Source organism: Micromonospora sp. NPDC023869 (assembly GCF_055559695.1).
The window spans coordinates 581,478-607,350 of record NZ_JBVHKD010000003.1; the positions used below are offsets into that span (position 1 = coordinate 581,478).

At 74.3% G+C, this 25,873-nt stretch carries 23 protein-coding genes and 2 pseudogenes; 13 read left to right on the forward strand and 12 right to left on the reverse strand.

Annotation, left to right across the window (positions count from 1 at the left end; translation table 11 throughout):
* Positions 1 to 22 precede the first annotated feature (22 nt).
* From ACZ31C_RS13155 to ACZ31C_RS13165, 3 genes and pseudogenes are all read left to right on the forward strand, one after another.
* Positions 23 to 778: a hypothetical protein gene (locus ACZ31C_RS13155; RefSeq protein WP_465795449.1), complete on the forward strand. Its 756-nt coding sequence runs from the start codon at positions 23 to 25 to the stop codon at positions 776 to 778.
* Between the two features lie 86 nt (positions 779 to 864).
* Positions 865 to 1,635, forward strand: a pseudogene (locus ACZ31C_RS13160) (membrane protein); the annotation flags it as partial.
* Positions 1,636 to 2,402: 767 nt separating this feature from the next.
* Entirely contained in the window at positions 2,403 to 3,629 is a 1,227-nt protein-coding gene (locus ACZ31C_RS13165; RefSeq protein ID WP_465795450.1) for an MFS transporter, read from the forward strand.
* 11 nt (positions 3,630 to 3,640) lie between these two features.
* On the opposite strand, the gene ACZ31C_RS13170 is transcribed toward ACZ31C_RS13165, so the two are convergent.
* The gene (locus ACZ31C_RS13170; RefSeq protein WP_465795494.1) at positions 3,641 to 3,991 is read right to left on the reverse strand and encodes a YchJ family protein; all 351 of its coding nucleotides are present in this window, start codon (positions 3,989 to 3,991) and stop codon (positions 3,641 to 3,643) included.
* 154 nt (positions 3,992 to 4,145) lie between these two features.
* Here ACZ31C_RS13170 and ACZ31C_RS13175 point away from each other — a divergent pair, with 154 nt between their 5' ends.
* Positions 4,146 to 4,586, forward strand: coding sequence for an MBL fold metallo-hydrolase (locus ACZ31C_RS13175; protein ID WP_465795451.1), 441 nt, complete (start codon positions 4,146 to 4,148; stop codon positions 4,584 to 4,586).
* A gap of 8 nt (positions 4,587 to 4,594) precedes the next feature.
* Here ACZ31C_RS13175 and ACZ31C_RS13180 read toward each other — a convergent pair whose 3' ends face one another.
* The 3 genes from ACZ31C_RS13180 to ACZ31C_RS13190 form a co-directional block, all read right to left on the reverse strand.
* Complete coding sequence (locus tag ACZ31C_RS13180) at positions 4,595 to 5,149, reverse strand: hypothetical protein (RefSeq protein ID WP_465795452.1); 555 nt, start codon at positions 5,147 to 5,149, stop codon at positions 4,595 to 4,597.
* 110 nt (positions 5,150 to 5,259) lie between these two features.
* Positions 5,260 to 5,844, reverse strand: coding sequence for a class F sortase (locus tag ACZ31C_RS13185; RefSeq protein WP_465795453.1), 585 nt, complete (start codon positions 5,842 to 5,844; stop codon positions 5,260 to 5,262).
* 147 nt (positions 5,845 to 5,991) lie between these two features.
* Positions 5,992 to 6,483, reverse strand: coding sequence for a hypothetical protein (locus tag ACZ31C_RS13190; RefSeq protein WP_465795454.1), 492 nt, complete (start codon positions 6,481 to 6,483; stop codon positions 5,992 to 5,994).
* Positions 6,484 to 7,372: 889 nt separating this feature from the next.
* On the opposite strand from ACZ31C_RS13190, the gene ACZ31C_RS13195 reads away from it, so the two are divergent.
* Positions 7,373 to 7,957 (forward strand): hypothetical protein, encoded by a 585-nt coding sequence (locus ACZ31C_RS13195; protein WP_465795455.1) that lies wholly within the window; start codon positions 7,373 to 7,375, stop codon positions 7,955 to 7,957.
* A 164-nt stretch (positions 7,958 to 8,121) separates the two neighbouring features.
* Here the strand turns inward: ACZ31C_RS13195 and ACZ31C_RS13200 are convergent, their stop codons facing one another.
* Complete coding sequence (locus ACZ31C_RS13200) at positions 8,122 to 9,234, reverse strand: serpin family protein (RefSeq protein WP_465795456.1); 1,113 nt, start codon at positions 9,232 to 9,234, stop codon at positions 8,122 to 8,124.
* A 124-nt stretch (positions 9,235 to 9,358) separates the two neighbouring features.
* On the opposite strand from ACZ31C_RS13200, the gene ACZ31C_RS13205 reads away from it, so the two are divergent.
* Together ACZ31C_RS13205 and rnhA are read left to right on the forward strand one after the other, a co-directional pair.
* A complete protein-coding gene (locus ACZ31C_RS13205; RefSeq protein WP_465795457.1) occupies positions 9,359 to 10,603 on the forward strand; it encodes a lycopene cyclase family protein in 1,245 nt (414 codons plus the stop codon).
* A gap of 171 nt (positions 10,604 to 10,774) precedes the next feature.
* Positions 10,775 to 11,254 carry a ribonuclease HI gene (rnhA, locus tag ACZ31C_RS13210; RefSeq protein WP_465795458.1) on the forward strand — a complete coding sequence of 160 codons (480 nt, stop codon included), beginning with the start codon at positions 10,775 to 10,777 and terminating at the stop codon, positions 11,252 to 11,254.
* On the opposite strand, the gene ACZ31C_RS13215 is transcribed toward rnhA, so the two are convergent.
* The gene (locus ACZ31C_RS13215; protein WP_465795495.1) at positions 11,251 to 12,087 is read right to left on the reverse strand and encodes a pentapeptide repeat-containing protein; all 837 of its coding nucleotides are present in this window, start codon (positions 12,085 to 12,087) and stop codon (positions 11,251 to 11,253) included. The two genes, rnhA and ACZ31C_RS13215, sit on opposite strands and share 4 nt — an antisense overlap.
* Before the next feature lie 201 nt (positions 12,088 to 12,288).
* On the opposite strand from ACZ31C_RS13215, the gene ACZ31C_RS13220 reads away from it, so the two are divergent.
* Positions 12,289 to 12,894, forward strand: coding sequence for a GNAT family N-acetyltransferase (locus tag ACZ31C_RS13220; RefSeq protein ID WP_465795496.1), 606 nt, complete (start codon positions 12,289 to 12,291; stop codon positions 12,892 to 12,894).
* Positions 12,895 to 12,915: 21 nt separating this feature from the next.
* Here the strand turns inward: ACZ31C_RS13220 and ACZ31C_RS13225 are convergent, their stop codons facing one another.
* Positions 12,916 to 14,514 carry an LLM class flavin-dependent oxidoreductase gene (locus ACZ31C_RS13225; RefSeq protein ID WP_465795459.1) on the reverse strand — a complete coding sequence of 533 codons (1,599 nt, stop codon included), beginning with the start codon at positions 14,512 to 14,514 and terminating at the stop codon, positions 12,916 to 12,918.
* A 109-nt stretch (positions 14,515 to 14,623) separates the two neighbouring features.
* Between ACZ31C_RS13225 and ACZ31C_RS13230 the strand changes: the two genes are divergently transcribed.
* Both ACZ31C_RS13230 and ACZ31C_RS13235 read left to right on the forward strand, forming a co-directional pair.
* Positions 14,624 to 15,181, forward strand: a complete 558-nt coding sequence (locus ACZ31C_RS13230) for a MarR family winged helix-turn-helix transcriptional regulator (RefSeq protein WP_465795460.1) — start codon at positions 14,624 to 14,626, stop codon at positions 15,179 to 15,181.
* A gap of 9 nt (positions 15,182 to 15,190) precedes the next feature.
* Positions 15,191 to 15,329: pseudogene (locus ACZ31C_RS13235) on the forward strand (MBL fold metallo-hydrolase); the annotation flags it as partial.
* A 156-nt stretch (positions 15,330 to 15,485) separates the two neighbouring features.
* On the opposite strand, the gene ACZ31C_RS13240 reads toward ACZ31C_RS13235, so the two are convergent.
* The 4 genes from ACZ31C_RS13240 to ACZ31C_RS13255 are packed head-to-tail and all read right to left on the reverse strand — an operon-like array spanning position 15,486 to position 21,506.
* Positions 15,486 to 17,855 (reverse strand): hypothetical protein, encoded by a 2,370-nt coding sequence (locus tag ACZ31C_RS13240; RefSeq protein WP_465795461.1) that lies wholly within the window; start codon positions 17,853 to 17,855, stop codon positions 15,486 to 15,488.
* Positions 17,852 to 19,609 (reverse strand): ABC transporter permease, encoded by a 1,758-nt coding sequence (locus ACZ31C_RS13245; protein WP_465795462.1) that lies wholly within the window; start codon positions 19,607 to 19,609, stop codon positions 17,852 to 17,854. The genes ACZ31C_RS13240 and ACZ31C_RS13245 overlap by 4 nt, the downstream gene beginning before the upstream one ends.
* Positions 19,606 to 20,886 carry an extracellular solute-binding protein gene (locus ACZ31C_RS13250; RefSeq protein ID WP_465795463.1) on the reverse strand — a complete coding sequence of 427 codons (1,281 nt, stop codon included), beginning with the start codon at positions 20,884 to 20,886 and terminating at the stop codon, positions 19,606 to 19,608. Before ACZ31C_RS13250 ends, ACZ31C_RS13245 begins: the two co-directional genes overlap by 4 nt.
* A complete protein-coding gene (locus ACZ31C_RS13255; RefSeq protein WP_465795464.1) occupies positions 20,883 to 21,506 on the reverse strand; it encodes an ATP-binding cassette domain-containing protein in 624 nt (207 codons plus the stop codon). The genes ACZ31C_RS13250 and ACZ31C_RS13255 overlap by 4 nt, the downstream gene beginning before the upstream one ends.
* A 104-nt stretch (positions 21,507 to 21,610) precedes the next feature.
* Between ACZ31C_RS13255 and ACZ31C_RS13260 the strand changes: the two genes are divergently transcribed.
* From ACZ31C_RS13260 to ACZ31C_RS13270, 3 genes are all read left to right on the forward strand, one after another.
* Positions 21,611 to 22,270, forward strand: a complete 660-nt coding sequence (locus ACZ31C_RS13260) for a phosphotransferase (protein WP_465795465.1) — start codon at positions 21,611 to 21,613, stop codon at positions 22,268 to 22,270.
* A 79-nt stretch (positions 22,271 to 22,349) separates the two neighbouring features.
* A complete protein-coding gene (locus ACZ31C_RS13265; protein ID WP_465795466.1) occupies positions 22,350 to 23,831 on the forward strand; it encodes a flavin-containing monooxygenase in 1,482 nt (493 codons plus the stop codon).
* On the forward strand, positions 23,824 to 24,711 hold the full coding sequence (locus ACZ31C_RS13270; protein WP_465795467.1) for an SDR family NAD(P)-dependent oxidoreductase: 888 nt from the start codon (positions 23,824 to 23,826) through the stop codon (positions 24,709 to 24,711). Before ACZ31C_RS13265 ends, ACZ31C_RS13270 begins: the two co-directional genes overlap by 8 nt.
* On the opposite strand, the gene ACZ31C_RS13275 is transcribed toward ACZ31C_RS13270, so the two are convergent.
* Complete coding sequence (locus ACZ31C_RS13275; protein WP_465795468.1) at positions 24,662 to 25,819, reverse strand: low temperature requirement protein A; 1,158 nt, start codon at positions 25,817 to 25,819, stop codon at positions 24,662 to 24,664. The genes ACZ31C_RS13270 and ACZ31C_RS13275 overlap by 50 nt on opposite strands.
* Positions 25,820 to 25,873: the final 54 nt, after the last annotated feature.

Genomic DNA, 25,873 nt, shown 5'->3' on the forward strand with positions numbered 1-25,873 from the left:
ACCACGACCCGGGAGACCCGCCGTGACCCAGCCCGACGATCCGACCCACGCCCTGCCGCCCCAGCCGGTGTCACCGTCCGACGAACCGACGATCCGCTGGGCCGACGGCGATCCCACCCGTCTCGGCGTCACGGCACCGTGGGCCACCTCGGACCTCGACGCCACCCAGGGGGCGACCTACCCGCCGCCCGGCACGACCACTGCGTACCCGGCAGGGACCCCGACGGTGCGTACGAGTGCCGCGTGGGGTGGTGCGCTCGCGGCGCCGACCACCGGACCCGGTGGTGAACTGCGGTTCGGGCCCGGCGTGCCCGCTGCCCCGCCGTCGGCCCCCGCGTGGCCGACCCCCGGACCGGCACCGCGCCGCAGGTCCCGCTGGCGTCGCTCGGTGTCGGTGCTGTCTACGCTGCTCACCCTCGCGCTGCTGGCGGCGGTCGGGCTCTGGATCTGGCAGCGGCTGCACCCCCTGGAGATCAGTGGCGTCAGCGTGGCGGTGCCGCAGCCGGCGGGGCAGCGGTGCGACGTCACCGTCGACGTGGTCGCCACGGTACGCACCAACGGCCGCCCGGGCACCGTCGAGTACCAGTGGCTACGGTCCGGGAGCGCGCCGGGGGCCCTGCTGACCGAGCGGGTGGGCCCGGGGCAGCGGACCGTGGAGCTGACCCTGCGGTGGACGTTCAGCGGGGTGGGCAGCACCACCGAGACGGCCACCGTGAACGTCGTCTCGCCCTCGTCGGCGCAGGCGGTCACCGAGGTCGCGTACTCCTGTCCGGGCTGAGCGGCGGACACCCGCGACGTTTCTCGCGCGACGCCCGGGGGTAGGTCGGGCCGGACCGACCGACCGCCCGTGCAAAGGACCATTGGATGCGAGACAACTTCGGCGATGCGGTGGGGGACACCCTCCGCGCCATACTCCTCTTCCTTCCCAAAGCCGTCGCCTTCGTGGCGATCCTGGTGGCCGGCTGGCTGATCGCCAAGGCGGTGCTGAAGCTCGTCGGCCGGCTGCTGGAACGCGTCGGCTTCGACCGGGCGGTCGAACGTGGCGGCATCCGTCGGGCGCTGGCCCGCTCCCGGTACGACGCCAGCGACATCGTGGCGCGGCTCGCGTACTACGGGATCCTGCTGCTCACCCTCTACCTGGCGTTCGGCATCTGGGGGCCGAACCCGATCTCGGACCTGATCGCCGGAGTCATCGCCTGGCTGCCGAGGGCCTTCGTCGCCATCGTCATCGTGGTGGTCGCCGCCGCCATCGCCAGCGCCGTCAAGGACCTGATCTCGGGTGCCCTCGGAGGACTGTCGTACGGTCGGCTGCTGGCCACCATCGCCTCGGCGTTCATCCTCGGTCTCGGCATCATCGCGGCGCTGAACCAGATCGGCGTGGCCACCGCCGTCACCACTCCGGTGCTGATCGCGGTGCTCGCCACCGTCGGCGGCATCCTCGTCGTCGGGGTCGGCGGCGGGCTGATCCGTCCGATGCAGAACCGCTGGGAGTCCTGGCTGTCCCGCGCCGAGGCGGAGTCGCGGACCATCGCCGAGCACGCCCGCGCCTATTCCGCCGGCCGCCGCGAGCGCGAGGAGCAGGCCGCCCGGGAACGTGAGGCGGAGGCGGCCCGGGAACGTGAGGCGCAGGCCGCCCGCGAGCGCGAGGAGCAGCGGATCGCCGCCGAGCGGCGGCTGGCCGAGTCGGCGGCGGCGCCCGTACCGCCCGGTGGGGCGACCTTCGGCGCGCCGGCCGCCGACCCGCCGCCCGCCACGCCGGTGTTCGCGACCGGAACGTCGTCGGGCACGCCGGTGGTGGACGACCCGGAGGCGACCCAGGTCGTCACCCCGCCCCACGTCGGCTCCGACGCCACCACGGTGATGCCGCGTCAGTCCACGGCGGCCCCTGAGGACCCCGACGCCACCACCGCGTTCCCGCGTCAGTCGGTGGCGGACTCCGACGACCCGGAGGCCACCACGGCGTTCCCGCGCCAGTCCACGGCGGGCCACGACGACCCGGATGCCACGACCGCGTTCCCGCGCCAGTCCGCCGCGACGACCGACGACGCGGACACCACCCAGGTCACGTCGACCGGCCCGACCGTGCCGGCGCCGCGAACCTCGGCCGACGAGAGCGAGTCGACGATCATCCTGCCGAAGTCCGACGACCAGCCCGGTCGCTGAGCCGACGGCGTCACCTCGCGGGACGGGACCGACCGGTCCCGTCCCGCGACGCGTCCGGCAGTCCTCGTCTCCGGGCAAAGCCCCGCCGGAGCCCGCAACGGGGTGGCACCGGGTGGTGCCGCCGCCTACGATCACCGCATGACCTGGCGACATTGATGCCTTGACCGAGGCCGGGGGCCGCCCTCGGACGCCGTGCACACCGGTGTCCGTAATCGCCCCCACCCATCCGGACGGCCTCGATGACCCTCGCTTCCGCCGCCGGCCGTCGCCTGGCGGCCACTCTCTACGCGTACACGTTCCTCACCGACCTGATCCTGCTCTACCCGGTGTACGTGCTGCTCTTCTCCGACACCGGGCTGTCGGTCGGGCAGATCTCCTCGCTGTTCGTGATCTGGTCGCTGGCCGGTCTGGTGTTGGAGGTCCCCGCCGGTGCCTGGGCCGACGCGACCTCCCGACGCCTGGTGCTCGCCCTGGCACCGCTGTGCAGCGCCGTCGGCTTCGGCCTCTGGACGGTCCTGCCGTCCTATCCGGCGTTCGCCGTCGGGTTCGTGCTCTGGGGAGCCGGTGGTGCGCTCGCCTCCGGCGCGCTGGAGGCGCTGGTCTTCGACGAACTCGACCACGTCGGCGTCGCCGACCGGTACGCCCGGACCATCGGTCGTGCCCGGACCGCCGGCACCGCCGGGGTGCTCGGGTCGATTCTGCTCGCCGGTCCGGTGCTCGGGCTCGGCGGCTACCCGGCGGTCGGCGCGGCCAGCGTCGCGGCCTGCCTGCTGGCCGCCGCCGTCGCGACCCGACTCCCCGAACACCGGCGTCCCGCCGCCGAGCCTTCCGAACCGGACGAGCCCGGCTGGTGGCAGGGGCTACGGCTGGGCGTCGCCGAGGCGCGCGGCAACCGGCCCGTACGCGCGGCGGTGCTGCTGGTGGCGGTCGTCAGCGCGATCTGGGGCGCACTGGAGGAGTACCTCCCACTGGTGGCCCGGGACACCGGCGTCGCCCTGACCACCGTGCCGTTGTTGCTGCTGGTGGTCACTCTCGGGCAGATGGCCGGTGGGCTGCTCGCCCCGGCCGGGCAGCGGCTGCGCACCGGCGGGTACGCCCTGCTGCTGGCCGCCTCGGCGGTGGTGCTGGCGGCGGGGGCGCTGCTCCACCGACCGGTGGGGTTCCTGCTGGTCGCGGCTGCGTTCGCCGGTTTCCAACTCGCCTCGGTGCTGGCCGACGCCCGCCTTCAGGCCCGGATCAGCGGCCCGGCCCGGGCCACCGTCACCTCGTTGGCGGGCACGCTCACCGACCTGACCACGATCGCGGTGTACGTCGGCTTCGGCCTGCTCGCCACGGCCACGGACACCGCGTGGGCGTTCGCCCTGGCCGTCGTGCCGTACCTGCTCGTCGCGGCGGCACAGATGCTCCGCGCGGGTCGGACCCGACGCGCACCGGCCGACGACCCGTCCGCCCGGATCGACGCGTGAGCGTGCCCGGCTCAGGGCCGCTCGGCGTCCAGATAGACCCAGCGGCCGTTCTCCCGGACGAAGCGGCTGCGTTCGGTCACCGTGCCGGGATCGCGGCCCTCGCGGTAGTGGGCGCGGAACTCCACGGTCCCGGTGCTGTCGAACAGCCCGCCACCGCCGGTGCCGACGATCTCCAGCCCGGTCCACCGCTGCGCCGGGTCCAGGTGCAGGCGGGGTGGGCGGGTGCGGGAGTGCCAACTGCGCAGCAGGTAGTCCCGATCACCGACGGCGAACGCCGCGTACCGGGAGCGCATCAGCGCCTCGGCCGTCGGCGCGTCCGCCTCGCCACGGTGCAGCCGCCCGCAGCAGTCCGCGTACGGCATGCCCTGCCCGCATGGGCACGCCCCGGTCACCTCGGTCCGCCTGTTCCGCTTCGCCACCTCGTCATCCTCTCGGCACCGGACCCGACGGGTGACGCCGGGGGCGTGGCGCGTCCCGGACATCGGGGGAGGTGGATGGTATGGTGCGCCGATCGCGGTGCACGCCGCCGACATGCCGTACGCCGAGTCCGGCACTCCGCCGCCGAGGGATCCGACCGTCGCCGGTGCCCGGCTGTTCGGCCGCCTCGCCGGGGGCCGCTTCCCGGCCTTCGAGGTGGCGCAGCCGTTGACCGACGGGGACCTGCTCGATGTCGGCGGGGGACTGCGCGTCGTGCACACCCCCGGCCACTCGCCGGGACACGTGTCGCTGCTGCACGAGCCGACCCGGGTGCTGATCACCGGCGACGCGCTGTTCAACGTGGCGGGCATCCGGTGGCCGGTCAAGGCATTCTGCACCGACTTCGAGATGACCCAGCAGACCGCCCACGTACTCGGCGAGCTGGCGTACGACGCGGTCGCCTTCACCCACGGTCCGGAGATCACCGATCGGGCCCGCGAGCAGGTCCGGGGCTTCCTCAGCCGACTGTCCGACGGGTAACGCGCCGGTCAGCGGGTCCGTGCGCCGCGCCGGCTGCCGAACGACTCCATCGTGGTCGCCTTCCGTGTCGGCCTCGGCGCGCTCGCCGCCCGGGACCGCGCGGCGGTGGCCTGGCTGGCCGATGTCTTCCGGGTCGCCGCCTTCTTCGTGGCGGTCTTCGTGGCCGGTGCCCGACCACCGGTGGCCTTGCCCGCCGGTGCCTTCCTCGCCGCTGTCTTCTTCGCTGCGGGCGCCTTCTTCGCGACAGCGGCCTTCTTCGCGGCGGTCGCCTTCGCGGTGGGCCGCCGGGTCGGACCCGCGGTGGCGGAGACGGCCTTCTTCCGCGCCGTCCGGGCGGAGGTCGCCGCTGTCGTACCGGTCGTGGCCTTCCTGCCGGTGGCCTTACCGGCCGCCGCCCTGCTGGTCGTCGTCTTGCGGGTGGCTGTCGTGCTGGTGGCTGCCTTGCCGGTCGTGGCTCTGCCGCCGGTCGTCTTGGCGGTCGTCTTCCTGGCGGCTGCCGTCCCGGTGGACCGCTTCGCCGCCGTGCCTGCTCCGGTGCTCTTCCTGATCGCTGCCTGGGCCATCGTTGCTCCTCGGGTCTGCCGTGGACGCTCAGGTCTTCCCGGCGTCCGGATGGTCGAACGAGTGCCACCAGTCGCGCGGGCGCACACGGTGCGGGCGCACCGTGTCGGGCTCACGCGGTGCGGGTGGCGAAGACGATCACGTTGTCGGGGTACTCGCCGCGTGCCGGGTCGAACCGGCCGCCGCAGGTGATCAACCGCAGCCCGGCCAGGCCGCCGGGGCCGTAGACCAGGTCGGTGGGGAACCGCTCCTTCGGGTACGCCTCGACGGCGTCCACGGTGAAACGGGCCACCGTCGCGTCGACCCGGGCGATGTGGACGGTGTCGCCGGGACGCAACCGCCCCAACTCGAAGAAGACGGCCGGGCCGTCCCGGGAGTCGACGTGACCCACCAGGACCGCGTTGCCGATCTCACCCGGGCTGGCGCCCGGCCGGTACCACCCGGCGACCTGCGGGCGGTCCAGCGGCGGCACCTCCAACGCGCCCAAGGCGTCGGCGGCGACCGGCACCAGCGGTGCGCGTACGCCGATGGCCTCGATCCGCACCTCGACGGGGTCGGCACGCGGCAGCGGCGGCAGGCTCGGCGCGGTGCCCGCCCGCTGCGCAGCGCCGTCGGGCTGCGGCGGTCCGGCCGGCATCCGTCCGAGCCCCACGCCGACCAGCGCCACCCCGACGGCCGCGACCAGCGCGATTAGCACGCGTCCCCCGTGGTACGCCCGCACGGTCACCTCCGCTCACGGATGTCGGACGGTCGGCGGGACACCTGTTGTGCGGTGTCCCTCGGGTGCCCGCACCGTGGCGTACGGCGCGGGCACCCGTCGCAGGATGGATGGAGTGCTGGCGCGTCAGAGACGCGCGGCGGCCTCGGCGTGCCGGCGGCGACGGGCCAGGATGACGCCGCCACCGAGCGCGGTGGCGATCAGGGTCGCCCCGGTGGCCAGGGAGCCCAGTCCGTCGTCGCTCGTGCGGCCCCCGGCCTGGGCGCCACCGATCGGGGTGACCGTGAACGTGGTGCTGCCGTCCGAGGTGCCGTCCCCGCAGGTGGCGGCCACCGTGTACGTGCCGAGGGTGAAACCGGCGGTGAACAGTTCGGCGCTCAGGCCGCCGCCGGCCGCGGCGGTGGTGGAGCGGACGTTCTGGTCCCGGTCGGGGCCGGTGACGCGGAACAGCGCGTCTCCGGTGCTCGGGTTGCAGGTGGTCGCGGTGAGCACGACGGTCCCCCCGACCGGGGTCGTCGCCGGTGACACCGTGGTGTCCGCCCATGCGACTCCGGGCATGAGCAGCGCGCCCAAGGCGATGCTGCCCGCAGCCGGTACGAGAACTCTGGTTGCCTTCATACGCGTCTTCCCTCACTTTTCGTCCGCTGACTGCGTGGGACGTCGTTCGGGTGGCCAACTCCGCGACTAGCACCGGTGTGCCCAACACTAGGTGGGCTTGGGATCCGATCCGGTGAAAATGAGAAATCTTCGTTGCCGTCACGTGTCCGCCCCACCGACTCGGGCGTCGCGGAAGGTCCCGCCACGATCCTGGCGGGCACCTGCATCCGGTCGATGTCCGCCTGCCGCACGTCGTGACCGCTGGGCGGAAGGCGAGGTCGGCGCAGTGTCGCGCCGATCGTGGCACCCGTCCGTTTCCCCACCCGGCCCCCCACCCACCCGGCCCCCCACCCACCCGGCCCCCCACCCACGCGGCCCCCCACCCACGCGGACCCGCGCTCGCCGAGTTGATCAAGAGGTTTGATCCGTGGATCCTCCGGAATCCACGCCAAAACTTCTTGATCAACGGGGAGGGGTGGGGGACCGGGTGGGAGGGCTGCCGGCCCCGCCGGAAGCGGGGAGGGGGTCTGCGCCGTTCGTGGTCGTATGTCCGGTTCTCAGGTTCGGGTGGGCGGGTGCGGGGCGGAATCGGGGTGGGGTCGGTGGCGTTGTAACCCGGTGGCTGGCCGAGCAGGACCCCACCCCTGGCGGGTGGTGGGCGGAGGCCGGAATGGCCTGGCCCGGTCGGTCGTTGTACCTGGTCCCGACGCCGCAAGGGCCTCCCGGATATCCCCCCTCGGGGAATGGTTCGGCCCGGCAGGTGGTTGTGCATTGACCCGACGCAAGGTTCGGTGAATCCCCCTCGGATCTGGTGCGTCGATTCCCTCTTCTTCTTAGCGCCTGACGGCGTTCGCGTCGCCCTTCCTATCCCCCCTGGTGGGTGGCGTCTACCCCCGAATGGAGCTGTGTCATGAACTCGAAGCTGCTGCGTAAGAGTGTTCTGGGTGTTGCTGGTCTGGCGTTTGCTGGTGGTGTGTTCGCCGGCCCGATCGCGCAGGCTGACGCCGCCCCTGTCGCCACTTCGCCGGTGGCGGTGCAGGCCGACAAGCCGGATACCGGCACGCTGATCCCGCACGGTGTGCAGGGCGCCCAGTCCCGTATCGACCTGGATGATGAGCAGGTCGCGAACGCGAAGGCGATTATCGCGGCGACGAAGAAGGCCGGCATGGACGAGCGTGCCGCGGTCATCGCGATCGGTACGGCGTTCCAGGAGTCGAAGTTGGAGAACCTGGGTCACTTGGGTGACCGTAACGATCACGACTCGCAGGGTTTGTTCCAGCAGCGGCCGTCGTCGGGTTGGGGCACGGTGGAGCAGATCACCGACCCCGAGTACTCCACCCTGGCGTTCCTCAAGGGTTTGAAGCAGGTCGACGGGTGGCAGGACATGCCGCTGACCGTGGCCGCCCAGACGGTGCAGGTGTCGGCGTTCCCGGATCACTACGCCCAGTGGGAGCAGCAGGCCGCTGACCTGGTCGCCGAGCACTGGAACAGCTGACCGCAGACTTTCCTCGAACATGGGGGAGCAAGAACGCCGCCGGCCGGCACCCGCAACCTGGGGTGCCGGCCGGCGGCGTCTGCGTCTGCGGTGGGGGAGATGTTAGGAAGGGTCCCTTCCTATACACCAGGCGTTAGCAGGGGACCCCTCCTTACACGCAACCCCTATGCCGCAGCGGGGTGGGTGACCCAGCCGGTGACGAGGACGAGGTTCGTCGGTCGGTGTACGGCGACGAAGCCGAACGGTCGGTCGACGGTCAGACTGACCAGCCGTTTGCGTACGGTGACGGGCGGGCGCATCGCACCGGCCCGCATCGCGAACGCGGTCACCACGGCGGCGGAGAAGCCGGTGGCGTTGAAGGTGGCGGTGGCGTTCTGGACGGCCTGCGCCACGTACAGCCGCTCGGTGATCCCGGGGAAGTGGTCTCCACTGGCGTCGGTCGCCGCCGTCAGCCCGAACAGGCCGGGCTGTCGCAGCAGGTCGTGGGCGGCGTCGACGGTGAACGCGACGGTGGAGACCGTCAACTCCGGGGTGGCGTCCGAGGCGTCGACGATCTGCTCGGTCACGCCCGGCCCGGCGGTGAGCGGCAGGGCGGGGGCGTCCCCGTCGAGTGCGCCGATCGCGGCGGGCAGCACCTCGGCGGGACCGTGTCCGGCGGGACCGAGGGCGAGGACCACGTCGACGTCCTCGGCGCCCTCGACCGTCAGCAGGCTGACCGGCCCGGCGGCGGCGTCGACCACCCGCAAAGCGTTCAGGTCGCGGCCGCGTCGACGCAGGCCGGCGAGGTCCCGCCCGGCCCAGGGACCGTCGGTGGGCCGGCACCGCGTGTTGTCGAAGGGCTGCTTCCAGGTGGTGAGCACCGACAGCGCGCTGGCCAGGACCATCGCCGTCCCGCTGCTGGCGCGTACCGGCATGGCGGTGATCCGACCGTCGGTCTGCGTGGCCGCCCACGCGTCCAGCGCCGCCTGGTCGACGGCCTCGTCCCCGGTCAGCTCCCCGCGCAGGGCGGCCGGCACCTCGGTGCGCCACCGTTCGGACAGCAACAGGCCGCGTCGCGACCAGAAACCGAGCGCCATCCGGGTGCTCGGGGAGTCGCTGAGGTCCACGCCCGTCGGGTCGCCGACCACGGCCGACAGTTCGGCCCGGGCCGGCCCGTCCGCGTACCGGGCGAGCAGCGCCAGCAGCGGATGCACGCCCGCGCCGGAGAGCACGGTGGCCTCGTCGTCCAGGGTGGCGGTCCAGCGGGCGGTGAGCGCGTTCGCGGCGCGGGTACTCATGACGTCCTCCGGTGACGGCACGTGGCACGGTGACGCGCCGGTCCGGTGACCCTACCGACCGTCGCGCCGCTCCGGTTCGGGGCCTGACACCATCACGGCACGGTCGGTGTGACAGCGTGACCGGATGAGTTCCGCGCCGGTCGACGTCGACCTCGCCCTGGTCGGCGGGGGTGGTGCCGCCTCGCTGGTGCTGGCCGCGTTGGCTCGGCACGGCGTACGCGACCTGCGGATCGCCGTCGTCGACCCGGTGCACCGGCGCGGCCAGGACCGCACCTGGGCGTTCTGGGACGAGCCCGGCAACGACCTGGACGACCTGCTGACGGCGAGCTGGACGCAGGTCGAGGTGGTCACGCCCGGCACGCACCGCACCCTGGACCTGGCCCCCCTGCGGTACGCGATGCTGCGCTCCGGCCCGATCTACGACCGGGCCGCCGAGGCGGAACGGCGTCTCGGGGTACGCCGGATCGTCGCCGGTGCCGAGGAGGTGCACGACGAGGGTGACCGGGTGGTGGTGCGTACCGGCGACGGTCCGCTGCGCGCCGCCTGGGTGCTGGACTCCCGACCCCGGCCACCGCGTCGACCTGGTCGGACGAACTGGTTGCAGCACTTCCGTGGCTGGTGGCTGGCGGCGGACCGGCCGGTGTTCGACCCGGAACGGGCCGTTCTGATGGACTTCCGCACGCCGCAGCCGGCGCGGGGCGTCTCGTTCGGCTACGTGTTGCCGGTCGACAGCCGGTACGCGCTCATCGAGTACACCGAGTTCGGACCGGACCTGCTCACCTCGGCGGCGTACGACACGGCGCTGGCCGGTTATCGGGACCTGCTCGGGCTCGATCCGGCCCGGCTCACGGTGACCGAGGTGGAGAACGGCGTCATCCCGATGACCGACGGGCCGTTCGTGGCCCGCCCCTCGCCCCGGGTGGTCCGGCTCGGCACGGCCGGCGGCGCCACCCGACCGTCGACCGGTTTCACCTTCTCCGCCATGCACCGCCAGGCCGAGCAGGTGGCCCGCGCGGTGGCCGCCGGACGGGACCCGGTGCCGGCGTCGGCGTACCCGCCTCGGCACCGCTGGATGGACGCGGTGGCGTTGCGGGCCCTGGACCGGGACCTGGTCGGTGGTCCGGAGTTCTTCGGTCGGCTGTTCGACCGTAACCCGGCGTCCCGGGTGCTGCGGTTCCTCGACGGCGGCACCACCCGCGTCGAGGATCTGGCGGTGATGCGCTCCACCCGGACGCTGCCGATGGTGACCGCCGGCGTGGCCGACGCGGCCGGTCGGCTCCGCGACCGGCTCGCGCCGGGGCGCCGTCCCGCCTGGACCGTCCCGCCCGCCGTGGTCGGCCCGTCGGACGCGGAGGCCCCGCCGCACTGACCCGCCCGGTAGCGCCGACGTCCCGCCGCGCTCGCCCGCCCGGTAGCGCCCGACGCCTTGCCGCGCCCGCCCGGTCGCGCCGACGTCCCGCCGCGCTCGGCCGCCGCGCGGGTGCCTGTCGACCGGGGTGCCGGGCCCGGCCGCCGGGGGAGCCTTCGGTAGGTTTGCCCCATGGCGGACGAGGCGGCCGGTCGGGTGGTGCGGATCTGGACCGACGGCGCGTGCAGCGGCAATCCCGGCCCGGGCGGCTGGGGTGTCCTGCTGCGCTACGGCTCCCACGAGCGGGAGCTGTGCGGTGGTGAGGCGACGCCGACCACCAACAACCGGATGGAGCTGATGGCCGCCATCGAGGCTCTGGAGAGCCTGACCCGGCCGGTCACCGTCGAGTTGCACACCGACAGCACGTACGTCCGCAACGGCATCACCAGTTGGCTGGCCTCGTGGAAGCGCAACGGCTGGCGGACCGCGGCGAAGCAGCCGGTGAAGAACGCCGACCTGTGGCAGCGGCTGGAGGCGGCCTGCGCCCGGCACCAGGTCACCTGGCTGTGGGTCAAGGGCCACAACGGGCACCCGGAGAACGAGCGGGCCGACGCGCTGGCCAACCAGGGGATGACCGAGGCGCGGGCGGCCGTCGCCGCAACCCGCCGCTAGCGTCGCCTCGGCCGGCGGCCCGCCGGACGGGGGGTCAGCGACAGCGCCGACCAGTGCGCGGGTCGGGTCACCCGGTCCGGCAGCCGGGTCCGTCTGTCGCCGCGTGCGGCGTCGACCTGTGACTGGTGCAGGAACAGGGCACCGGTCAGGTCGGCTCCGTCCAGCGCCGCCCCGCGCAGGTCCGCGCCGGTCAGGTCGGCCCGGGTCAGGTCCGCCCCGCGCAGGTCCGCGCCGATCAGCACCGCGCCGCGCAGGTTCGCCCCCCGCAGGTCGGTCCGGCGCAGATCGCGGCCGACCAGCACGGCGCCGCGCAGGTCCGCGCCCGGCGGGCCGCCCCGGGCCCGGGTCAGGTCGCCGGTACGCGACAGCAGCCGGTTGACCTCCCCCCGGTGCGTCTCGACGTCGACGGCCAGCAGCTCCTGCGGGCTGCCCCCGGCGAGCCGATCGGTCTCGGCGAGCGCGGCGGACAGCTCCTCGCGCAGCGCGGCGGGTGGCCGCAGGGCCAACGCCTCGGTGAGGTACCAGAGCAGCTCGTGCAGCGGACGCATCACCGCGAAGACGTCGAACATCAGCGGTGCGGTCTCCGGGGCGGTCCGCCAGTCCCGGCCGCCGAAGGTCTCCTGCGCGACGCGCTGGCCGGCCCCGTGACAGTCGAAGACCGTGCAGCCCGGGAAGCCACGAGCACGCAGGTCGACGTGGATGTCGCAGGCGAAGTCGGTCCGCAGGTGACCGCAGGGCTGTCCGGCGGGCTTGTCGACCGCGAAGTCGGCCGACGCGGCGAACGCCGGGGCCACGCAGCAGAGCCCGAAGCATCGCGCACAGTCGGCCCGCAACCGGCTGTCGTCCGCGCCGTTGCGATGCGACTCCGCACCGGCCGTGGTCGACCCCGTGGACTGTGACACCCGACCTCCCCGCCTCGTCCGACAGCACGATTGTCCCCGCTCCCGTCGGTCGCTCCGTCACCGCATGGTGTCCGCCGGAGCGGGGACGACGTGCGAGGATGCCTGCCGGTGCCGACGGGGGAGGGACGACGGATGGAGATCGGGGTACGGCGGCTGGCGGCCGGCGAGGTGGCCGAGGCGGCGCGGACGCTGGCCGACGCGTTCGACGGGTACCCGTGGACCGCCTGGACGGTGGCGGCGGACCGGCACCGGGAGCGGCTGACCGAGCTGTTCGCCCTGACCGTCGAGTCGGTGGGCCTGCCGTACGGCGACGTGTGGGCGGCGGTCGAACCGGCCGGTCGGATCGTCGCGGTCGCGGTGTGGCTGGGACCGGACCGGCCGGTGCCGGACCAGGTCTGGGTCGACCTCGCCGCCCGGAACGCGGAGCTGGCCGGCGACCGGCACGAGGCCGCCGTGACCGCCGAGGTCGCGTGTGCCCCACTGCGCACTGCGGACCCGGCGTACCTGCTGGCCACGGTCGGCGTGCGCCGTGACCGGTGGGGCAGCGGTCTCGGCTCCCGGGTGCTCGGGCCGGGGCTGGCCGACGCGGCGCGGGCGCACCTCCCGGTGGTGCTGGAGACCTCGTCGGAGAGCAACGTCGGCTTCTACCGGCGGCTCGGTTTCGTGGTCACCGGTGAGGTGCGGGTGCCCGACGGCGGCCCCCGGGTGTGGGGGATGCGCCGGGCGCCCGCAGCCTGACGGAGACGGCCCCGCCGCCGGTCAGTGCGCGCCCAGGCGGGCGATCGGTTCGACCAGCTCCCGTTCCTCGTACGCCAGGTGCGACAGCAGCGTGTCGCTGAGCAGGTCCACGGCGGCACGCAGCTCGGCGGTCCCGTCCTGGGTGGCGACGAACGCGACCAGTGCCCGGTCCACACCTTCCAGCACGTCGTGGATGGCGTGGTGTTCCGCCTCCAACCGGTCGATCACCGGCGTGAGTCGCGGGTCGGTGCGGCGCAGGTGCGGGAAGAGCGCACGGTCTTCGAGGGTGTGGTGCGTGGTCACCACCCGGCAGTAGGACTCGCAGTAGGTGCCCAGCGTCCACTTGTTCTGCCGCATGGTCATGGTGTTGATGTGGGACCGGGCGGTGCCCACGTCGACCAGCCCGGCGGCGACCTGCTCGATCAGGTCCTGGATCTGGGCCAGCTCGCTGCGCAGGCCGTCGTGTACGTCGATCAGGTGTTGGGCGCCGGCCTGCTCGTGTGCCGTGTAGGTGCGCGTCGGGTCCGGTGCCGGGCCGGTGGGGCGGGCCGACTCGTCCCAGACCCGGACGTCGCTGCGGCGTACGCCGTCGTCGGGCGTCGGCACCACGGCGAAGGCGCTCGACCCGAGCACGGCCCGGGGGCGCGCCGGCCGACCGGTGGCGGCCGGGGTCGGATCAGGTGACGGATCGGTCCGGTCGGTCGGCGCGGGCGTGCCGCCGCCGCGACCTGAGGCCCGCTCGGCGGCGACCAGCTCCCGGGTGGCCGGAGCCACCTCGGCCGCGAACCGCCGCAGGTCGTCCGGGTCGTCGGTGCCGAGGATGAAGGTGCTGACGCCGTCGGTCAGGGCGAGGTCGGCCAGCTCCTCGGCCCACTGCTCGGCCGGGCCGTCCAGCGGCCCGCGACCGGTCGCCGCGAACCGCCCGTTGACGTTGAGTAGCCGTCGTACGTCGCCCGGTGACCGGCCGGCCTCGGTGGCCGCGTCGTCGATGATCGTGTTCCCCTTGGCCAGGTCCCCGGGTTGCAGGTAGGCCAGCGAGGGCAGCCAGCCGTCGGCCCGCCGCCCGGTCAGCGCGAGCATCCGGGGCTTGTACGCGCCGAGCCAGATGCCCACGTCGTGGGCGGGCGCCGGACCGCGTTTGGCGCCGGTCGCCCGGTGGAACTCGCCGTCGACCCGGACACCGCCACGGGCGTCGGCGTCCCAGATCTGGCGGATGATCTCGATCGCCTCCTCCAGGGCCCGGACGCCCTGGCCCGGGGTGAGACGTCGACCACCCATCGCCTCGATGGCGTCCCAGAACGCCCCGGCCCCCAGCCCGAGTTCGATCCGACCGGCGCTGAGCAGGTCGAGGCTGGCGACGCTGCGGGCGAGCACGGCGGGCGGTCGCAGCGGCAGGTTCGTCACGTTGGCGGCCAGCCGCACCCGTTCGGTACGCGCGGCGACGAAGCTGAGCAGCGTCCAGGTGTCCAGGAAGGCCGGCTGGTAGGGGTGGTCCTGGAAGGTGACCAGGTCCAGCCCGACCTGCTCGGAGAGCATGGCCAGGCCGACCGGCCCGGCCGGGTCGGCGTTGCCGGGCGTCAGGAACGACCCGAAGGTCAGGGGGTGCCCGTAGTCGCTCATGTCTCTGCGTTCCTTCCCGTCCACGGGGTGATCACCCCGTGCCACAGATGTTATTGCGGACAGAACATCTTTGCCCAACAAAATCTGTGATCTGGGTTAATCTGTGGGCATGACCGGTCCGCAGGCCAGTGATCCCCGCACCGCCCCGATCACCGACGACCTCGGGTGGATGCTCGGCGTCGTCTTTCGGGCCTACGTCCGCGCGGCCGACCACGTCGCCGGTGACCTGCCCGGCGGGCCGCGCGGCTATCAGGTGCTTGTCGCCGCCGACCGGAAGCCCGCCCGCAACCAGGGGGCCGTCGCCGAGGAGTTGGGCATCGACCGCACCGTCCTGACCTACCTGATCGACGACCTGGAGCGCGACGGGCTGGTGGTGCGTCGTCCCGACCCCGCCGACCGTCGCAGCCGCCTGATCACCCTCACCGACGCCGGACGCGACGCGGCCCGATGTCGGCGCGAGGCACTGGCGGATGTCGAGACGCGACTGCTCCGGGCGCTCACCCCCGCGCAGCGCGGCGACCTGCGGGACCTGCTCAGGCAGGTGGCCCGCGCGGCGCAGGCCGACGACCCGCTGGTGGACCTGTGCCAGGCGGTCGAGGCGGCAGCCGACGAACCGTCCGCCCGCCGACGCCGTCGCGGGACCACACCCGGCGGCCGATCCGCATAGCGTCACGTCGTGCGGATCACCAAGTACACCCACTCCTGCGTACGGCTCGAACACGACGGCGGCGTCCTGGTCGTCGACCCCGGCATCTGGAGCGAGCCGCGTGCCCTGGTCGGCGCGGACGCGGTGCTGGTCAGCCACGAGCACACCGAGGCGGAGCGGGTGGTGGCGATCCACGACGCGCAGCTCAACGAACGCGGTCTGGCCAGCGTGCACGGCTGGTTCAGTGAGACCGTCCCCGGCTACCGGTACCTCGCCCCCGGCGAGACCGCCTGACCGTCGGCGCGCTGCCCGCAGGCCCGCCGGCTCAACCCGACGTCGGCCCGGGTGTGCCGGCCAGGCGACCGTCGGCCGCCCGCTGACCGTCCTCGTCGCCGACCGACTCGCAGACCGCCGACGCGTCGATCCAGTGTCGGCGGGCGATGTCGTGGCGCTCCCGTGCGGCCTCCGCGTCGCCCAGGTGCAACAGCGTCCGCCCCAAGCCGGCGTCGACCCGGCCCCCCTCGCGCAACCGCAGGCTCTCGGTCAGCCACGCCGACGCCTGGTCGGCCTGGCCCGGTGTGGTGCCGAGCAGCGCCGCCCCGGCGTTGAGCAGCGCCGCCGCCCGGTTGGTCGGATCGCCGACCGTCTCGTACTCGCGCAGCGCAGCCCGCCACGCCTGGGCCGCGTCCAGGTACTCGCCCATCGCGGCGTGCACCAGGACGAGGTTGGTCAGCGCCGCCGCGTAGCCGCGCGAGTCGCCCAGCGAGCGGAATGTGTTCGCCGCCCGCACCAGCAGGTCGTGGGCGGTCTCCCGGTCGCCGCGCGCCAGCCGTGCCGCACCCAGCCCCAGGTCGCTGAGGGCCTGCCCGGCGCGGTCGCCGCCGGCCCGGTGCCGACGGGACAACTCCAGATGGGCGACGGCCTCGTCCAGCCGCCCCAGGTCCAGCAGGGCCAGGCCGAGGTTCATCCGGGCCTGGGCGGTGTCCCGGCGTCCCTGCGCGGTCACCGCCAGGCTCAGCTCGGCCATCGCGCCGTGCGGGTCGTGCCGGTGCCGCAGCACCACGCCCAGTTGGTTGTGGGCCCAACCGGCGATCTCCGGCCGCTGCCGGGCGGTCGGGTTGGCCAGCACCGTCCGGCACAGGTCCTCCCACTCGTCGCGCCGCTCGGCATGGGCGAGCCAACCGCACGACGCCACCGCCAACCGGAACCACCAGCCCCGGACCCGCCGGGGCAGCGCCTCCACCGCGCCGACCGGCACCTTGACCACGGCCAGCAGCAGGTCCTGGTGCAGGGTGAACCAGTCGTACGGGTCGACGGTGGGCAACCGCCGGTCCGCCTCCGTCGGGCCGGTCGCCGTCAGCGCGGTCACCTGCCGTTCGGCCCGGCGGGCCAGGTGCCGGGTCAGCCGCGCCTGGGCGTTCACCCGGCGGCGCACCGGCACCGTCGCCCGCAGGTGCATCCGGGCGTACGGGGCGAGCAGGTCCCGTACCTCGTACCGGTCGCCGGGCGCGGCGGCCACGAAGGCGCCGTCGGCCAGCTCGTCGATCAGCGCGGCGACCCGGTCCGGGCGGCGTCGGGCCAGAGCGGCGATGCTCGACCGGTCCAACGGCACCGGGCTGAGCGCCATCAGCCGCCACAGCCGCCGCGCCTCGTCGCCGAGCGCGTGGTACGCGGTGTCCTGCGCGACGACCAGCTCGGCCATCGGCGAGAAGTCGACCCGCTGGTGCGGCGGTGTGTCGGCGGCACGGCGCAGCGCGCGCAGCACGTCGGCGTGTCGCCAGCCGTGGTTGGTGGTCTGTCGACCCAGTGCGGTCACGGCACGGGGCTGACGGCCGCACAGCGCCACGATTGCGTGGACGTCGGGGTCCAGGCGCGGGTCGTCGCGCGGCGGTCGGTGCGCCCCGGCGGCGGCGACGGCGAACATCTCCACCGCGTCGTGCGCGGTGGGCTCCTCCAGCCCGTAGGGCGCCACCCCGTTGAGCGCGGCGAGCCGTCCGGTGCCGGCCAGCAGGAGCTGGCAGACCCGGGTGGTCGGCGGCAGCAGCGCGCGGACCTGAGCCGGGCTGTCCACGTTGTCCAGCACCAGCAGGATTTTGCGGCCGTCGACCTGGCCGCGCAGCGCGTCCGCGGCGTCGGCGAGGTCGTCGGCGTGTCCCGAGTCGGGTGCAGCGGTGCCGAGGATGCGGGCCAACGCGGTGAGGACCTCCCGGGGTGACCGTGCCCGCCCACCTCGGCGCAGGTCGAGGTAGTACTGCCCGTCGGGGAACCGGTCCTTGCACAGGTCGGCGGCCCTGATCGCGCACCAGGAGGTGCCGATGCCCCGCCGACCCACCACCGCCACCGCGTGCTTCGGGTCGAGCAGCGCGACCACCGCCTCCGCCTGTCCGGGGCGTCCGGTGAACCCGCCCGACCGGGGCAGGGTGGGGGCGTTGACGGTCGACGGGGTGACGGCGTGGTCGTCGGCCGGCGTCGGCGTCCGTTGCCGACGTCGCCACTCCACCAGGAAGGAGGCGGCCACGCCGAGCGCCGCCAGACCCAGGCTGGCCGAGCCGAGGGCGGTGACGGACAACTCGGAGAGCAGGTTGCCGGTGATGTTGCCGAGCAGCGCGCTGACCCCGGCGCCGAGCACCCCGCCGAGGGCCAGCAGCACGCTGAGCAGGCGAGGTCGCCGGGTGGGCCGGCTCGGGCCGGTCACCGTACGCCTCCGGCGACCAGTCCGGCGACGACGTGTCGACGGCCCAGCACGAACACCAGCACCGGCAGGATCGAGGCGAGCACCGATCCGGCCGAGAGCGTGCCGCTGGCGGTCACGAAACCCCGGGTCTGCTCGGCCAGGAACCAGCCGAGCGGGGTGGCGTCCGGGCCGCTGAACAGCAGACCCACCACCAGGTCGTTCCACACCTGGACGAACTCCAGCACGGCCACCGCCACCACGGCGGTGCGGTGGTGGCGGGCCAGCCGTCGCAGCGTGTCCCACAGGTGACGCCCGCCGAGGTGGGCGGCCCGGACCTGGTCGGCGGGCAGATCGGCGAAGGCGTTGCGCAGCACCAGCACGGCGAACGGAACCCCCAGCGCGATGTGCACCAGCGCCAGTCCGCGTGCGGTGCCGGAGGATTGCGCCACCCCGAGCACCTCGTTGATCGGCCCCGCGACGACCTGCACCGGCACCACCGCGGCGGCCAGCAGCACCAGTCCGACGGCCTGGGCGGGCGGCCCGGCCAGCCAGGCCAGCGGATACGCGGCCAACAGTGCCACGCAGAGCACGACGGCGGTGACGACCAGGGCCAGCACCAGCGTGAAGCCCAGGCTGCGCCACAGGCCCGCCCCGCCGAGCACCGCCCGGTACGAGTCGAGACCCGGTGGCCCGGACCACCAGGCGTCGGTGGCCGCCCGCACCGGGCTCTGCAACGAGGTGGCCGCGAGCACCCCGAGTGGCAGCAGCCACGCCACGGCGGCCCCCGCGGCGAGCAGGCGGACCAGTCGTCGCTGCGGTGGCGCGGGGGCGGGCGCGGCCGGCTGCGGTGGCGGGGGCCACGCCTGCCGGATGAACATCGCCACCACGAGCATGCCGGCGGTCACCGCGACCAGCCAGATCACCCCCAGGGCGGCACCCTGCCCGGTGGTCGTCGCCCCGGACGTCTGCCAGATCCGCAGCGCCAGCACCGACGCCTCGTCCCGTACCGAGCCGGGTGTCATCACCAGGATCAGGTCGAAGGTGCGGCTGGTGCCGACGGCGACCAGGGCGAAGACCACCGCCACCGTACGCAGCATCAACGGTCGCCACTGGGCGTCCCAGAACACGTCGCGCCGGGAGCCGCCGAAGGCGCGTACCGCGTCGACCAGGTCGGCGGGCACGGTGTCGAGTGCGGCCCGGAACACCAGCACGGCCAGCCCGACCCAGGCCCACACGAACGCCGACATCACCGCCACCGTCACCAGCCGTGGCCCGAGCAGGTGCGGCACCTGCTCGGGTGTGCCGGTCAGCCGGGCCAGCAGCAGGGTGACCGGACCCCGCTGCGGGTCCGGGTCGTAGAGCAGCCGGAACGTGACCCCGGTGACCACCAGCGGCAAGGCGGTCGGCACCACCAGAATGAACCGGACCAGCCAGCCCTCCTGGGAACGGCGTGAGGCGGCGGCGAGCAGGTACCCCAGGACGGTGACCACGGTCGGCACCAGCAGCGCCCAGAGCACGGTCCGCCCCACCGCGGCACCGGCACCGGGCGCGGTGAGGGCGGCCCGGTAGTGCTCGGCGCCCACCCACCGCCCGTCGGTGGTGACGCTGGCCTGCACCGTCCGCAGCACCGGCCAGGCCAGCAGCCCACCGAGCAGGAGCCCGGCCGGGGCGAGCAGCGCCCAGGTGGCGCCGGTCGCCGGGTACGCGCGCCCGCGCCGGGGCGGTCCCACGTCGTCGAGCAGGGCGAGTTGACCGAGCAGGGGTTCCCGGCTCATCGTCCGCTCCTCGCCGCCCGGGCCGCCTCGGCGAGCTGCCCGGTGGCCCGTCGGACCGCCTCCCGGGCGGCCACCCCGTCGGTCACGTCCATGAAGAAGTCCTGCATGATGCGCCAGATCCCGACGCCGTCGGTGCCGGTGAAGGTGCCCGGCAGCCGGTCGGAGAGGTCGTAGCGCAGCGCCTCGACGGCACGGAACTCCGCAGCCAGCCGCCGACGCAGCGGGTCGCGGTAACCGTCCACCGGCACCACCAGGTTGGGGGAGAGGTAGCCGCCGGCCTCCAACCAGGGCCGGAACGCCGCCGCGTCGCTGAGCCAGCGCACCAGCTCCACCCCGGAGGTCGAGCCGGCGAAGGCGACCGCCGCGTCTCCGCCGACGATCAGCGGCTGGTCGGCCACCCGCGAACCGGGGAACCGGAAGGTGACCAACGGCTCGGTGCCGCGCCGGAAGCGGGCGGCCACGCCGTCGACGAAGTCGGCCTCGAACACCATGACGGCGGCCCGGTGGTGCGCCACCTGGATCACCGACTCCTCGAACTGGGTGAGCAGGGCGCGTCGACCGCCGCCGGGGAACGCGCCGTCGACGCTCCACAGCTCGGCGAGCCGGTCGAGGGCGTCGCGTACCGGCCGGTCCTGCCAGTCGGCCTCGCCCCGGGCCAGCGCCTCGTAACGGCCGGGAGTGGCGATGTCGGCGAGTGAGTTCTCGAACCAGTCGGTGAGCACCCACCCGTCGGCGGCACCGATCGCCAGCGGCGCCGGGCCCTCGTCGGCCCGGTGCCGTGCCCCGAGCCGACGGGTCGTCTCGACCAGCTCGTCCCAGGTGCGGGGCGGCTCCGTCAGCGTCGACGGGAAGTGCCAGAACAGCGACTTGTGCGCAGCCTTGATCCACAGGCCGTACCGGTGCCCGTCGACGGTGAGCAGGTCGGCCATCCCGGTCGGCGCCAGGTAGCTGCTGGCCGGGGCGACCCGGTCGAGCCACCCCCGGCGGGCGTACTCGACGATCAGCCCCGGCCGGGGCAGGATCGCCACGTCGGGGCTGGTGCCGGCGAGCATCCGGGCGGTCAGGAAGGCGTCGATGTCGTTGCCCACCCCGATCACCCGGACCGGGTCGGGGAAGCCGTCGACCACCTCGCGGAACCGAGCCAGCTCGGTGCCGCTCCATACCACCGCCACCTGCACCGGGCGAGGGCCTCGCGCGCAGCCGGCGGCGCCGGCCACGGTCGCCGTCACGGCGGCCCGCAGCAGGGTACGACGGCGCAGCCGCCCGGCCGGGTTCACGCCGGTGCCTCGTCGGCGGCCACCACCCGGACCTGTGCGGACACCTCGGTCAGCACCTCGGGGTGCCCCGTGCAGAGCAGCACGGTGACGCCGGGGGAGTCCGGTGGGGACAGTCGGTCGAGCAGCGGGGTGAGGCGCACCCCGTCGACCGGGGTGGGCAGGTCGACCACCAGCACCTCGGGCAGACACGCCATGGCCCGCGCGAGGGCGACCCGGAACCGCTGCGCCTGGGAGACCTGGTGCGGGCGCAGCCCCAGCGTCGGGGCGAGTTCGAGCCGTCTGACCAGGGTGGATGCCCAGTCGTCGGCGACGTCGCGGACCCGCTGGCGGCGGCGCTGACCGTAGGAGATGTTGCCGGCGACGGTCAGGTGCGGCAGCAGGGCGCCGCCGGCCGGCACGTACCCGATGCGCCGACGCGGCGGCGGCAGATCGGTGACGTCCCGCTCGCCGACCAGGATTCGGCCGCTGATCGGCGCGACCAGGCCGACCACCACCCGGGCCAGGGCGGTGCCCACGCCGGGCTCGGCGACCAGCGCCGTCGTCGTCCCGATCGGCACCTCGACGTCGAGCGGTGGGACGTCCGGCACGGCGACGAGGCCCTGCGTGCGTAACGTAACCATCACCTCCGGATACCGTCGCCGTTCAGAGTGACACAGGTCGACCACGCACGGTGTCCCCGGCGATCCACCATGGAGCGGTGTGCCGACGGGCTACCGTCGCTGTCGTGACGGACCCGACCCCACTGGCCTCCGGCCGGGAAGCCGACGTGTTCGCGCTGGACTCCGCGCGGGTGCTGCGCCGCTACCGGGACGGCGGCGACGTGACCGTCGAGGCCCGGTTCATGGCCCACCTGTACGCGGCCGGCTTCCCGGTGCCCCGGGTGCACCACGCCGACGGCACCGACCTGGTCATGCGGCGGGTGTCCGGCCCGACCATGCGGCACGCCCTGCTCACCGGTGGGATCGACGTCGAGGCGGCCGCCGAGGTCCTGGCCGACCTGCACCGTCGCCTGCACGCCGTCGCGCCACTGCCCGACGCGGCAGCCGGCGCACGGATCCTGCACCTGGACCTGCATCCGGACAACGTCGTCCTCGACCCGTCCGGGCCGGTGCTCATCGACTGGCGCAACGTGCGGCACGGCGCGCCGGGGCTGGACGTGGCGATGACCGCCCTGATCCTCGCCCAGGTCGCCGTGGACCGGGACCAGCCGGTGGCCGCCGAGGCCGCCGACCTGCTGCACGCCTACCTGCGCGCGATCCACGGTCACGCCGTACCGCTGGTCGACGCGGCCGTGGCGCGACGCCGCGCCGACCCCACCCAGAGCGCCACCGAACGGGCCCTGCTCGTCCCGGCCGCGGCGCTGCTCGCCGCTGCCGGACGGTAGCCGACCAGCGGCACCCCCGAGGCCGGGCACGCCGCCCGGTAGGGTCCGGGGCACCAGCAGGCCAGCGGGAGGCGAGCCGATGTCCGACCATGTCGACGTGCTCATCGTGGGCGCCGGGCTCTCCGGCATCGGCGCCGCCTGCCACCTGCGCCGTCGCTGCCCGGACAAGACGTACGCCGTGCTGGAGGCCCGCGACGACCTCGGCGGCACCTGGGACCTGTTCCGTTACCCCGGGGTGCGCTCGGACTCCGACATGTTCACCCTCGGCTACTCCTTCGCGCCGTGGACCGCCCCGACGGCGATCGCCGAGGGCGGCACGATCCTCGACTACCTGCGGCGCACCGCCGACGCGTACGACGTGACCCGGCACATCCGCTTCCGGCACCGGGTCGTCCGCGCCGAGTGGGACAGCGAGCAGGCCCGCTGGACGGTGCACGTGCAGCGCGCCGACACCGCCGACACCACGGTGCTCACCTGCGACTTCCTGTACGCCTGCACCGGCTACTACCGCTACGACGCCGGACACGCACCGCACTTCCCGGGGCAGGAGCGGTTCGCCGGGCGGATCGTGCACCCGCAGCACTGGCCGGCCGACCTCGACCACTCGGGTCGTACCGTGGTGGTGATCGGCAGCGGCGCCACCGCCGTCACGCTGGTCCCGGCGCTGGCGCGGCGGGCCGCCCACGTGACCATGCTGCAACGGTCCCCGACGTACGTGCTGGCGCTGCCCGCCCGCGACGCGTTCGCCGACACGCTGCGACGACGCCTGCCCGCCCACCTGGCGTACCCGCTGATCCGGTCGAAGAACGTGCTGGCCACCGCCGCCACCTACCAGCTCAGCCGGCGTGCGCCCGGGCTGGTCCGCGCGCTGCTGCGGCGGGCCGTGACCCGACGGCTGCCGGCCGGGTACGACGTCGACCGCCACTTCACGCCGAGCTACGACCCGTGGGACCAGCGGCTCTGCGTGGTGCCCGACGGGGACCTGTTCGACGCCCTGTCCGCCGGGCGGGCCAGCGTGGTGACCGACACCGTCGAGACGTTCACCGCGCACGGCGTCCGGCTCACCGGCGGCGCGGAACTGGCGGCCGACGTGGTGGTCACCGCCACCGGGCTCGACCTGCTCGCGCTCGGCGGCATGACGCTGCGGGTCGACGGCGCCGACGTGGACCTGCCGACCACCGTCGCCTACAAGGGCATGATGCTCTCCGGCGTGCCGAACTTCGCCATGACGCTCGGCTACACCAACGCCTCCTGGACGCTCAAGTCCGACCTGGTCGCCGAGTACGTGTGCCGGCTGCTGCGTCACCTGGACCGCACCGGGACCCGGGTGGTCACCCCGCTCGCCCCGCCCGACGGGCGGCGGGCGCCGCTGATCGACCTGACCTCCGGGTACGTCCGCCGTGGCCTGGCGCACCTGCCGTCGCAGGGGCACCGCCCACCCTGGCGGCTGCACCAGAACTATCCGCGTGACCTGCTGATGCTGCGCTACGGGCGGGTCACCGACGCCGGGGTCCGCTTCGACGCGGCCGGCGCGCCACGGGGGAGTGCCGTCGATGCGTAGGTTCGACTTCACCGACGGCACCGCCGTGGTGACCGGCGCGGCCGGCGGCATCGGTGCGGCGCTGGCCCACGGCCTGGCCCGGCGCGGCGCGGCACTGGTCCTGCTGGACCGCGACGCCGCCGGGCTCGACGCGGTGGCCGACTCCGTCCGCGCCACACATCCCGGACGGGCGGTCGACACGTACGTGGTGGACCTGGCCGACGCGGCGGCCACCGGGGCGGTCGCCGAACAGGTCAGGGACCGGCATCCGGCGATCCGACTGCTGGTCAACAACGCCGGGGTGGCGCTCGGCGGGCGCTTCGACGAGGTGACCTTCGACGAGTTCAGCTGGGTGATGGAGGTCAACTTCCGAGCTGTCGCGCAACTGACCCACGCCCTGCTGCCCGCGCTGAAGGCCGCGCCCGGGGCGCACCTGGTCACCGTGTCCAGCCTCTTCGGCCTGATCGCGCCGCCCGGGCAGGTCGCCTACGCGGCCAGCAAGTTCGCCGTGCGCGGCTTCACCGAGGCGCTGCGCCACGAACTCGCCGCCGACGGCATCGGCGTGACCTGCGTGCACCCCGGCGGCATCCGCACCCGCATCGCCCGCGACGCCCGGGTGGGCAGCGGCGTCGACCGGGCCGAGTACGAGGTGGGTCGGCAGCGGTTCGAGCGGCTGCTCACCATCGCCCCGCAGACCGCCGCCGAGGCGGTGCTGCGTGGGGTCGCCCGCCGCCGGGGGCGGGTCCTGATCGGCTGGTCGGCCCGGCTGCCGGACCTGATGGCCCGGGTCGCGCCGGCCGGTCACGGCCGCCTGCTGACCGCCCTCGGCACCCGGGGCCGGACCGCCCGCACTAGCGCGGTGTCCGCGCCGACGGCCACCGGGTCACCGCCACCAGGCTGACCAGCAGCAGCGCCACCAGGTACACCGAGGCCGGGACCAGCGGGGTCAGCAGCACCGCCGTCGCGGTCACCGGGATCGCCACCCGGACCGTCCGCCGCCGGTACGCCAGGATCCGCAACCCCCAGAGCACCAGCAGGACCACCGCCACCGGTACGGCCACCGCGTACCCGGTCAGCAGCCCGTCGACCTGGTCGGGGTGGCGGCGGTGGTCGACCGTCACCGCCAGGCCCGCGCCCACCGCGGCGAGCCCGGCGAACACGACGTAGTGCCCGTAGCCCCAGGACAGTGCGAGGCGCAGCCGGGTGGGCACGTCCACCGGCCGGTCGAAGTAGAGCCACCAGAGCGCGAAGACGATCGCGGCGCCCGCAGCCGCCACCGGCCACAGACCGTCGTCACCGGCGTCCACCCCGGTCTGCACCGCCACGGTGACGGCCAGCACCACCTCGCCGAGCACGATCAGGGTGAACAGCCCGTACCGTTCGGCGATGTGCCGGGGGTGCCACGGGGTCGTCCCGGTGCGCTCGGCCAGCGCCGGCACCAGCAACTCGGCGAGGATCAACAGCAGGAACGACGGCAGACCCAGCTCGGGCGGCACGAGCAGCCGAACCAGCCAGCCGACCTGCACCACGGTGACCCCGGTCGCGTACCGCAGGGCGCTGCGCCGGTGGGCCGGGTCGCCCCCGGCGGCCCGCAGCCAGTTCCCGACGGCGGCCAGCCGCAGCACCACGTACCCGACGGTCACGGTCGCGAAGTCGGCCGACGCGAACGCCTCGGGCACTCCGGCCGCGAGGATCAGCGCACCGGCGATCTGCACCAGGATGGTGAGCCGGTAGACGTCGTCGTCGGTGTCGTAGGCCGAGGCGAACCAGGTGACGTTCATCCAGGCCCACCAGATGGCGAAGAACACCAGCAGGTAGGCGAGCACCGCGTGACCGGTCCGGCCCTCGGCCAGCGCGTCGTGCAGCGCGCCCGCGGCCTGCGTCACCGCGACCACGAAGCAGAGGTCGAAGAAGAGCTCCAGGTTGGTGGCCGCGCGGTGTGGCTCGTCGCGGCGGCGGGGCCGCATCGGGCGGTACCACGGTCGGACGGACGGGCTGGCGGTGACCACGGGCGCTCTCCCTCGCGGCGTCCTCAGCCACACCATAGGTGCGTCGCGCACCGA

Bases quoted from the DNA above. Each gene is read 5' to 3' on its own strand.
- ACZ31C_RS13270 (WP_465795467.1), top strand. From the start codon at position 23,824: ATGCGTAGGTTCGACTTCACCGACGGCACCGCCGTGGTGACCGGCGCG.
- ACZ31C_RS13200 (WP_465795456.1), bottom strand. From the start codon at position 9,234: ATGAGTACCCGCGCCGCGAACGCGCTCACCGCCCGCTGGACCGCCACC.
- ACZ31C_RS13230 (WP_465795460.1), top strand. From the start codon at position 14,624: ATGACCGGTCCGCAGGCCAGTGATCCCCGCACCGCCCCGATCACCGAC.
- rnhA (WP_465795458.1), top strand. From the start codon at position 10,775: ATGGCGGACGAGGCGGCCGGTCGGGTGGTGCGGATCTGGACCGACGGC.
- ACZ31C_RS13190 (WP_465795454.1), bottom strand. From the start codon at position 6,483: ATGAAGGCAACCAGAGTTCTCGTACCGGCTGCGGGCAGCATCGCCTTG.
- ACZ31C_RS13265 (WP_465795466.1), top strand. From the start codon at position 22,350: ATGTCCGACCATGTCGACGTGCTCATCGTGGGCGCCGGGCTCTCCGGC.
- ACZ31C_RS13205 (WP_465795457.1), top strand. From the start codon at position 9,359: ATGAGTTCCGCGCCGGTCGACGTCGACCTCGCCCTGGTCGGCGGGGGT.
- ACZ31C_RS13195 (WP_465795455.1), top strand. From the start codon at position 7,373: ATGAACTCGAAGCTGCTGCGTAAGAGTGTTCTGGGTGTTGCTGGTCTG.
- ACZ31C_RS13170 (WP_465795494.1), bottom strand. From the start codon at position 3,991: ATGCCGTACGCGGACTGCTGCGGGCGGCTGCACCGTGGCGAGGCGGAC.
- ACZ31C_RS13255 (WP_465795464.1), bottom strand. From the start codon at position 21,506: ATGGTTACGTTACGCACGCAGGGCCTCGTCGCCGTGCCGGACGTCCCA.
- ACZ31C_RS13180 (WP_465795452.1), bottom strand. From the start codon at position 5,149: ATGGCCCAGGCAGCGATCAGGAAGAGCACCGGAGCAGGCACGGCGGCG.
- ACZ31C_RS13245 (WP_465795462.1), bottom strand. From the start codon at position 19,609: ATGAGCCGGGAACCCCTGCTCGGTCAACTCGCCCTGCTCGACGACGTG.
- ACZ31C_RS13165 (WP_465795450.1), top strand. From the start codon at position 2,403: ATGACCCTCGCTTCCGCCGCCGGCCGTCGCCTGGCGGCCACTCTCTAC.
- ACZ31C_RS13225 (WP_465795459.1), bottom strand. From the start codon at position 14,514: ATGAGCGACTACGGGCACCCCCTGACCTTCGGGTCGTTCCTGACGCCC.
- ACZ31C_RS13220 (WP_465795496.1), top strand. From the start codon at position 12,289: ATGGAGATCGGGGTACGGCGGCTGGCGGCCGGCGAGGTGGCCGAGGCG.